The 9,145-nt window shown below is 69.9% G+C and carries 8 protein-coding genes and 1 pseudogene; 4 read left to right on the forward strand and 5 right to left on the reverse strand.

The annotated features are described in order from the left end of the window. The coding region (locus ACWEQL_RS38510) for an IS630 family transposase (RefSeq protein ID WP_452155613.1) at positions 1-796 on the forward strand (796 nt) is incomplete at its 5' end. A 214-nt stretch (positions 797-1,010) separates the two neighbouring features. Here the strand turns inward: ACWEQL_RS38510 and ACWEQL_RS38515 are convergent. Then, positions 1,011-1,955, reverse strand: coding sequence for a hypothetical protein (locus ACWEQL_RS38515; protein WP_452155615.1), 945 nt, complete (start codon positions 1,953-1,955; stop codon positions 1,011-1,013). 521 nt (positions 1,956-2,476) lie between these two features. On the opposite strand from ACWEQL_RS38515, the gene ACWEQL_RS38520 reads away from it, so the two are divergent. Next, a complete protein-coding gene (locus ACWEQL_RS38520) occupies positions 2,477-2,710 on the forward strand; it encodes an alpha/beta fold hydrolase (RefSeq protein ID WP_452155624.1) in 234 nt (77 codons plus the stop codon). A 146-nt stretch (positions 2,711-2,856) separates the two neighbouring features. Here ACWEQL_RS38520 and ACWEQL_RS38525 read toward each other — a convergent pair whose 3' ends face one another. Genes ACWEQL_RS38525 through gvpJ (ACWEQL_RS38535) form a run of 3 tightly spaced genes read right to left on the reverse strand, consistent with a single transcriptional unit; the run spans position 2,857 to position 4,494 of the window. Next, positions 2,857-3,576, reverse strand: coding sequence for a GvpL/GvpF family gas vesicle protein (locus tag ACWEQL_RS38525; RefSeq protein ID WP_452155617.1), 720 nt, complete (start codon positions 3,574-3,576; stop codon positions 2,857-2,859). A 7-nt stretch (positions 3,577-3,583) separates the two neighbouring features. Beyond that, on the reverse strand, positions 3,584-4,000 hold the full coding sequence (gene gvpJ / locus ACWEQL_RS38530) for a gas vesicle protein GvpJ (RefSeq protein ID WP_452155619.1): 417 nt from the start codon (positions 3,998-4,000) through the stop codon (positions 3,584-3,586). A 53-nt stretch (positions 4,001-4,053) separates the two neighbouring features. Further along, complete coding sequence (gvpJ, locus tag ACWEQL_RS38535) at positions 4,054-4,494, reverse strand: gas vesicle protein GvpJ (protein WP_452155621.1); 441 nt, start codon at positions 4,492-4,494, stop codon at positions 4,054-4,056. Between the two features lie 1,114 nt (positions 4,495-5,608). Here gvpJ (ACWEQL_RS38535) and ACWEQL_RS38540 point away from each other — a divergent pair. Further along, a complete protein-coding gene (locus ACWEQL_RS38540; protein WP_452155622.1) occupies positions 5,609-8,047 on the forward strand; it encodes a hypothetical protein in 2,439 nt (812 codons plus the stop codon). Positions 8,048-8,287: 240 nt separating this feature from the next. Here the strand turns inward: ACWEQL_RS38540 and ACWEQL_RS38545 are convergent. Next, positions 8,288-8,578: pseudogene (locus tag ACWEQL_RS38545) on the reverse strand (integrase core domain-containing protein); the annotation flags it as partial. A 34-nt stretch (positions 8,579-8,612) separates the two neighbouring features. On the opposite strand from ACWEQL_RS38545, the gene ACWEQL_RS38550 reads away from it, so the two are divergent. Then, positions 8,613-9,145: integrase core domain-containing protein (locus ACWEQL_RS38550; protein ID WP_452155623.1), on the forward strand; the 533-nt coding region annotated here is incomplete at its 3' end.

The following is a 9,145-nucleotide window of genomic DNA, read 5'->3' on the forward strand; positions in this document are numbered from 1 at the left end:
GCTCGACCACCAGCCGTGCGACCTGGGACTTCCCGGGCAGCTGTGGACACGCGCCCAGGTGGGTGCGCTGATCGCGAAGCTGTACCGGGTGCGGTGGACCGAGCAGGGGGTGGGCGAGTACCTGCGCCGCTGGGGGCTGTCGTTCCAGCGTCCGGACAAGCGGGCCGTCGAGCAGGACCCGGAGGCCGTACGTGGCCGGCTCGAGGAGGCCTGGCCGGCGATCCGTGCGAAGGCGAGGGCCGAGGGCGCCGAGGTGCTGTTCGCCGACCAGGTCGGCATCCGCTCCGACCAGGTCACCGGCCGCACCTGGGGCGAGAAGGGCCGCACCCCGATCGTGCGCCGCACAGGCAACCACTTCCCGGTCAACGCCATGTCCGCGATCAGCACCAAGGGCCGCATGCACTTCATGGTCTTCACCGAGACCTTCGACGCCAAGGTCATGTGCCGGTTCCCCGACCGGCTCGCCGGCCACTTCGACCGCAAGGTCCACCTCGTCGTGGACCGGCACTCGGCCCACCGCTCACGGAGAGTCCGTGCCTGGCTGGCCAACCACACCGACCAGGTCGAACTGCACTTCCTGCCGTCGTACTCGCCCGAACTGAACCCCGACGAGCTGGTCAACGCCGACCTCAAGCGCAGCCTGCCCATGAGCCACCGCGCCCGGGACCAGGCCGAACTGGCCGCCGAAGCACGACGCTTCTTCCACCGACGCCAGCGCCAACCCCACATCGTCCGCGGCTACTTCCACGGTCCGCAGGTCCGCTACACCCTCGATGGGAACCAATTGAGTTTCTGATCAATACGACGAGTCCCCAGGCACCTACGTGCCGCTGTCCGACGACAACTTCTGGCCCTGTCGTGCCGAGCCTGTCGCACCCGGACCAGCCACGGGGAAACGCGGGTATCCGTGCAGGTCACAGGGGGCGACAGCACCCCACGCGACAGGGGGTCGCGACAACACCCGTGACAGCCCCCGGGCACCGGCGCTCACGGGGTGCGTGTGCGGTCCTTCACCGGGTAGAGCTTGGCGTGCGCACCCGGTCCTCCCACCACGGATCGGCAGGGGCGGAGACGCGGGCGGCCAGTAGCTCGCGCCGGGTCGGGGCAGGCAGCACCAGCCCAGCCACCTCCCGGTCGTCGGCGCACGGCGGGCACTCCAGCCGGCCGGGGCCGGCCTTCTCCTTCAACTCCAGGAACGAGCCCGCCTTCCCGCCGATCGAGCCCCGGCAGGTCCAGCACGGGCGCAGCTTCGCGTTCTCCTCGTGGGCCGCCTCCAGCCGCGCCTGGGCCTTGGCCTCATCCTCCTGCTCGCGCCGCTGCTGGTCCTTCTCGTGGCAGGACCAGCAGCGGCCACCCGGGCGGCGGGTCCACTCCTGTCGCCGTCCCTGGGGGCCGTACTCCAGGGTGCTCTCCTGGGGCGGCACGTTCCCGCAGTCGGCGCAGGCCAGGGTCTCCACCAGCTCGCGGTGGACCTGGCGGGCCTTCTTCTCCCGGGCTTTCTGGCGCTCGTCGTACGCCTCGCGGGTGTCCGGGCTCTCCAGCGCGTCCAGCAGGGAGCGCCGGCCTTCTCGGCCGTAGCGCCACCACACCGGGCCAAGGGGGCCGTGCTCGGCCAGCAGCTCCAGGGTGGTGGTGATGACCGGCACCGCGTCGTCGTACTCGCGCCAACCGTCCCCGCCCGCGTCGCGGTGGCGGACCCACCAGCTGCCGCCCCAGGCATCGCGCGCCAGGTCCGCCACCGCCTGCTGCCGGTTGACCAGGGCGACCGGCGGGTAGCCGGGCCGGGTGTGGCCGGGCCAGGCCCGGCACCACCAGTGGACCATCCGGTCCGCCGGCTCCTCGTCGGCCAGCGCCGGATCGGTGCTCCTCACCTTCGTGCGGAACAACTCCCGGTAGGCGGTGAACTTCGCCGCGACTCGCTCCGGTGACATGGTGGAGCGGTCGACCTCGACCATCAATCAGCACCGACACCCCGATCTCCGGGGCCTGCCACACCGCGTCCGGCCGCACCTTCCGCTTACCGCCCGGCAGCAGGTACTCCACCTCGGTCGCCCAGTCGGTGATGGTGCCCACCCCGCCCGGGGCGCCCGGCGCGGTCCCGCCCCGCACGAAGGCCAGCATGGCCTCGTTCACCGCCATCGCGTGCTGCGCACCGGAGCGCCCCGCGCCGGCGGTCTGCTTGGCAGGGAAACAGTGACTGTCATGGCGGGCCACGGCGGTCTGGGCGCGGCGACCCCGGCGTCGGTGATGCCGGCCAGGCTGGTGGTTGGCTGTCCTTCGACAGCGTCGAGTGGCCCTGCGTCGAACTGAGGATCTTGATTATGGCCAGGTAGGGCGGTACGTGGCCAGCGCGGATCTCCCTGCGGCGTGACGTGGCGTCGCGGGTCGCCATATGCTGGCGGAGCGTCAGGTATTTGCGGGGAGAGTGGATGTCGAAGTGGCCGTTTGGACGACGTAGCCCTCGGTCGCCGCCGACCTGCGCGGCCACGGGCGCTCCCAGCGCCGCCCACGGGATGTCTCGCGCACCGCTCACGTCGCCGACGTCCTGGCGATCACCAAGGCACTCGGGCTTGAGCGGCCCGTCCTGGTCAGCCGGTCCCTCGGCGGCCCCACCGCCCTGCTCGCCGCGGCCGCAAGGCCGAACGGTTCGCTGCCCCCGTCCTGGTCGAGACCAGCCCCGGAACCCCCGACCCGGGCATGCCTGCGATGATCAGGCGCTGGCTCGACAGCTGGCCGCTGCCCTTCCCCGACCTGCCGACCGCCGCCGCCTACTTCGGCGGCGGTCGGCGACGGCTGGGCCGGCGGCCTCGGGGACCGCCACGACGACTGGTGGCCGCGCTTCGACCCACGCGGCGGTTAGGACTCCTGAACGAAGGTGTAGGGCGGTAGCGGACCGTGCAGCCGAAGCCGGCAGTCCTCGCCCCACCGCTCGGCCAGCTCCTGCTCGGCGGCCGTGAACTCCTCGCTCCGCTCGTCCTCCACCAGGAAGGAGGCGCTGACGAAGTCCTCACCGCGGGCCTCGTTCTCGTGGACCGCCCCCGCGAGGGGGCGCAGGGCCTCGACGGCCTGGGTCGCGGCCGCCTGCTCTCGGGCCTGGACCTCCCGGGCGAGGAGTTCGCCCAGCTGCATCTTGATGTCGGGGTCGCCGGTGCGCCGGCTCTCCTCGTTCAGCTGCCGGGCCTCGGCGCTGTTCTGCAGGATCTGCCGGAGCAGGGCCGCTTCCTCGTACTGTCCCTTGAGCAGGTACTCCGTACAGCCCGCCAGGGCTTGCAGGCGCTGGTGGTAGGAGTCGGCGTGTTCCTCCAGTGCGTCGCGGACCTGCTGTTCGTCGGAGGCGAGGGCGCCGAATCGCAGGGGCAGGGTGGGGCCGTGCGCCATCAGGTGCAGCAGCACCTCCTGGTGGGCGAGGACGTCGCGGCGCCGGGCTCGCAGGTCGTCGGGGGCGGTGCTGACGATCGCCGTCAGGTCCGAGGCGGTGATGGTGGAGAGTTTCTCGGGCGGGTCGCCCACCCCGGCCACGCCCTCCAGGCGTGCGGGGTGGCTGTGCGATGTGATCGCGTAGACGTAGAGGGCCATGCCTCACTCACTCCTCCCGCGACCGGGGGCGGCGCGGGGCCGGCTCCTCGTCGCGGTCCTGGGTATGTCGGCGGATCGTGTCCGTCACCGCTTCCACCGCGCCCGTGATTGCGCCCTTGGTCTTTCCGCGGGCGACGCTTTGGCTCATCTCGCCGGGCAGGTCCGTCAGCCGGGTCGGGGCCTTGCGCCCGGATTCCAGGTCCAGCCGGTTGCAGGCCTCGGCGAACCGCAGGTAGGTGTCCACACTGGCCACCACGATCCGCACGTCGATCTTCAGGATCTCGATCCCCATGAGGGAGACGCGCACGAAGACGTCAATGACCAGACCCCGGTCCAGAATCAGCTCCACGACGTCGTACAACGTCCCCGACCCTCGGCCTCCGGCCGCGGCAGCGCCCCCACCACCCTGCGGCACCACCGTCATGACGCCTCTCCTCTACCTGATCTACCTGATCGCCACGGCGATCAACCGCTGGTTCACTCGTCGCGATGCCGGGCGGCCCGGCCCGGCCGGCGCCGCTCGTCGGATACGGCGTCCGGCTCGTTGCGCTCGCGCAGTGTGTCGGTGAACGACTCCACGGCGTTGGCGATGGCCCCCTTGCTCTTCTTCCGGGCCACGCCCTCCACCCCTTTGCCGGTGGCGCCGCCGATCATGTCGGTGAGCTTGGCCGGGGCCTTGCGCCCGGACTCCAGGTCCAGCCGGTTGCAGGCCTCGGCGAACCGCAGGTAGGTGTCCACGCTGGCCACCACGATCCGCACATCGATCTTCAGGATCTCGATCCCCACCAGAGAGACGCGTACGAAGACGTCGATGACCAGACCCCGGTCCAGAATCAGCTCCACGACGTCGTACAACGTCCCCGACCCTCGGCCTCCGGCCGCGGCAGCACCCCCTCCACCCTGCGGCACCACCGTCATGACGCCTCTCCTCTTCTCTCACCGGATCTCACCGGACGCTCCGAGCGGGCCCACCGCGGCCGATCCGGTGGCCCGCTCAGGCCGTCGATCAACCTCGCAGCCAGCGCGCGTCCTGTCATGGCCCGGCATCGTCGCGCGGTGGCACCCGGCCGGTGGACGGCACACTGCCCGGGCCGGACAGAGGCTCGACTTCCACGCCGGGGCTCGACCCGGGAACCTCTCCGTCATTCCTCTGGTGCCGCCACGCGTATACCCGCCCCGGTTCCGCCAAACAGCAGGACCGGTCGTCCCACCCGGGCGCTATGGCGGGTCTGCGAGGTGGCGTGGGCGTGACAGAGGCCCGGTGGTGGTCTCGCCGCACCCGGTGCGACTGCACGGCCGAGGGTTCGAAGCCGCTCCCGCGCATCAAGAAACGCCCGAATGGCGCACCGTTGCGGGGCGGACGGTAAAGCCCTGCCAGTCATCCGAGCGTGCCTCTAAGGGCAGGGGAATTTGCCCGGGCGAACCCTTTTGAATATCGATTGGGACAAGAGGCTGGGCAGCCCAAACCCCTTGCGCAAAACTGGGGCCTCCCTCAAGCGCTACCCCCTATCTCGCGAGCGTTCTCGTGGACGTCCACGGGATGGGCGGAACCCCATGCCTTGCCGACAGAAAAGATGCAGCACAAAAGATGAGAAGCAGCGTTTCGGGCAGAATGCGACCCCTGGTCGTGTTCCTCGTTCTCTCCCTACTCGGTGGTCTGTTCTCGACCCTGGGCAGCCAGCCCGCGCGGGCCGTCCCCCTGGTACCGCTCCCGCCCTGCACCGGCGACCCGCTCCTGATTTTGGTGCCGTGCGAACCGGAGAGCTTCATTGACCGCCTCACCACCGTGTTCTTCGACAACAGGCTCGACTGCGACCTGCGGATGAGGAATACGCAGGAGAGCGATCCTGGCAATGATCCGAACAGTGACATGTATCTGTGGCACGGCGGCTGGTATCCATCCCGCGACCGCGTCCCTCAGAGTGTGATCCCGCGGGGCCAGCGGGCGTGGTGGCAATCGGGAACCATCGGCTTTGCGACCGGAGCGGAAGGCTTCGTCCGGTACACCACCGAAAATTGCGGTAACCCGCAAATGAACGGCCGCCCGATCAGGTTGTACTGGGACAACCCCTACATCGGCAGCAACAAGTACAACGAGGACGGCACCGACCGGCCCTGGTTCAAGGTCACCCGGAACGGCGGCGACGGCAACCACGCCACCGTGACCTGGACGGTCCAGGAGAAGCCGACGGCCATCGTGTCGATGGGCGACAGTTTCATCTCCGGCGAGGGCGGCCGGTGGAACGGGAACGGCAACGCCGGCCCCGACGGCTCGGCCTACGGCACGGACCGCGCGGCGGTCAACTGCAACGGTGACGAGACCAGTTGCACGCACGATTCGAGCCGGGTCTACGGGACCACCAACCCCGACGGGGGCAACGGCTGCGACCGCTCCGACGTGGCGGAGATCCGCGGTGCCGCCATCGAGGGCATCCCGGTGGACAGGCGGTTCAACCTGGCCTGTTCGGGGGCGGTCACGGACAACGTGATCCGGAGCGAATTCAAGGGCGAGCCGGCCCAGGTGCAGCAGCTGAGGGCTCTGGCCGAGGACTACCGGATCAGGCTGGTGGCGCTGTCCATCGGCGGGAACGACCTGAAGTTCTCCGACATCGTGACCTCCTGCGCGACGAAGTTCATGATCCCCAACCCCCTCTCGCCCCGTTGCGAGGGCGCGTGGAGGAGCACCTTCGAGGCCAGCCTCGGCCCTGTCGAGAACAAGGTGGTGGAGACGATCGGCGCCATCCGAGACGTGATGACCGGCGCGGGCTACCTCGACGCCGACTATCGCCTGGTGGCCCAGTCCTACCCGTCCCCGCTCGCCAGTAGTGCCTACTACCGCTACGAGACCGAGTCCTACGAGCGGCAGCAGCAGGGTGGATGCCCCTTCTACAACAGCGACGCGGACTGGGCCGCCCACGAGATCATCCCGGCGATCGGCTCCATGGTCCGACGCGCCGCACACCGCGGAGGCGCCTCCTACCTCGACCTGACGGGCGCCTTCACCGGACACGAGCTGTGCAGCCGCCAGGCAGGCCAGGCCACGGCCCAGGACAACCTGAGCTTCCCGGTCCACAAGGAACAGGCGGAGTGGGTCCGCTGGGTCGCGACCGTGTCGCCCTTCGCCACCCCCCAGGGCGCCAAGCAGGAGTACATCCACCCGAACGCCTACGGCCAGCAGGCACTCAGCAAGTGCCTGGAGTACGCGTACACGTCCGTCAGCGGCACCAGGTGCGTCGGCTCCGCCGGAACCAGGGACCCCATTCCGATGCCGCCCCTGCCCGGCACGGTCATCGCGAAGGCCCCGGCCGACTCGGTGAGCCGGGCCACCGGGTTCCTGAACGGCCGCATGGACGCCTTCGCGGCGTCCGGCCCCCGGGTGCCGCAGAGCTACACCGGCGGCTTCTTCGGGCCCGGCACCAGGTTCGGTGAGACCGGGTACCAGTCGTCGTTCACCTACGACAACGCCGTGACGATCGCCGCGCTCCTGACCAAGGGGACCGGCAGCGACGTCTCCCACGCCAAGGACCTGGGTGACAGCCTGCTGTACGCCCAGGACCACGACCCGGTCAACGACGGCCGGATCCGGGCCTCCTACCTGCCCAACCCGTTCATCACCACCCTGGGCCGGGACTACCCCGTGGGCACCCCCTACATCGGCGGCTGGTCGGTGTACACCGGCAACATGGCCTGGGCCGGGATGGCCTTCTGCCACCTGTACAAGGCCACCGGCGACAGCAAGTACCTCGACGGCACGCTGCGCGCGGCCAACTGGATCCAGACCAACTCCGCCGACACCCGCGGGATCGGCGGCTACACCGGCGGCTACGCCGACACCTCCGCCGCGGAGGACGGCAGCGGCATGGTCCAGCGGACCTGGAAGGCCACCGAGCACAACATCGACGTCGGCGCCTTCTTCGCCATGCTGAACCGGCTCACCGGCGACCAGGCCTGGAAGGACCGCTCCGACAACGCCTTCGCGTTCGTCAAGAGCATGCTCAGTGACGACCACAACCACCTGTGGACCGGCACCGGCCTGGACGGGGTCACCGTCAACGAGGACGCCGTCCCCGAGGACGTCCAGACCTGGAGCTACCTGGCCACCCTGGACCCCGCCTACGCCCGCACCATGGACTGGGCCGCCGGACGCATGGCCGCCACCGACAACGGATTCGCCGGCGTCAGCTTCAGCGCCGTCGACACCAGCGGCGTCTGGTTCGAGGGCACCGCCCATCTGCTGGCCGCCTACCAGACCCGCAGGGCCCCGGGGGACACGGACAAGGCCGCAGCGCTGATCAGCACCCTGCAGAGGGCCCAGAGCAGCGCCCCGAACACCAACGGGGCAGGGATCGTCGCGGCCTCGCACGACGGCCTCGACACCGGGCAGGGCGACCTGTACTACTCGTCCCTGCACACCGGCGCGACCGCCTGGTACGTGCTCGGTGCGCTGGGAGGCAATCCCTTCCGGCTCTGAGATGACGACCTGTTGAAACACCCGTGCCCGGCACCGGCCCCCGCTGGTGCCGGGCACGGGCGTTCCCGTGGTCCAAGACGTCGACCACCGGGAAGCCGCTGAAACGCGTTCAGGTGCGTGACGACGCGGTGGGCCGGCTCCTGGCCGGAGCGGGCCGGGTCGCGGCGAGCGGGCGCCGGTGCCTGCCGTGCGGGGAGCGGGGCAATGTGAGGTGACCCCCGGAGTGTGGACACAGGGGTTTCATGCCGCGAGGGAGAGTTTAGCCGGAGCGTGGTGCCGCTGTTCGAACTCGATCGATGAGACATAGCCGAGCGCGCTGTGACGGCGACGGGTGTTGTAGTAGGTGAGCCAGCGGAAGACCTCGAGCCTGGTCCGGGCCACCGTCGTGAGCGGCATCCCGTGCAGCGCCTCGCGCTTGAGGCTCTGCCACAGGCTCTCGGCCAGGGCATTGTCATAGGACGAGCCGACCCGTCCCATCGAGCGGTGGATCCCGTACCCGTCACAGACCTCGGCGAAGGCCGCCGACGTGTACACGTCAGCTGAATTCCGCTGTGAGATCAGCGAGTTGGACATGCGACAGTCGATGGGAAGGGTCGGCTCCTGTTACGATAACGCCGCCGCCGAGAGCTTCTTCGCCGTGCTGAAGGAGGAGATCGGCGCCCGGGTCTGGCGGGACCGCGCCACCGCCCGTGCGGAGGTCTTCGCGTTCATCGAGACCTTCTACAACCGCAGGCGCCTGCGCAGGCACCCCGAGTGGGGGCTACCTCACGCCACTCGAGATCCGCCAGCGGCATCAGCAAGGTCACACCCTCGCGGCGTAGACGGACAGTGTCCAACCGCAGGGTGGAACTTCACCCTGTTCGCCGGACGCTGGCCCGATTCACTGGATGCCGGCTCGTCTGCGATCGATGTGCCGGCGCGGTCGCCGGTGCCCGGCAGGTCCTTGGCGAGCCGGCCTGTGAGTGCGCTCACCGGGCATCGACCGGGTGAGGACGCCGAGTGCGAGCAGAGCGAGCGCCGGCAGCACGGCGACGATGATTCCCATCGGCAAGGCGTCGGTGGCGCCACCCGCGCCGGCCAGCGGAGCAAGTGCCCCGC

This window comes from Kitasatospora sp. NPDC004240 (assembly GCF_053603215.1).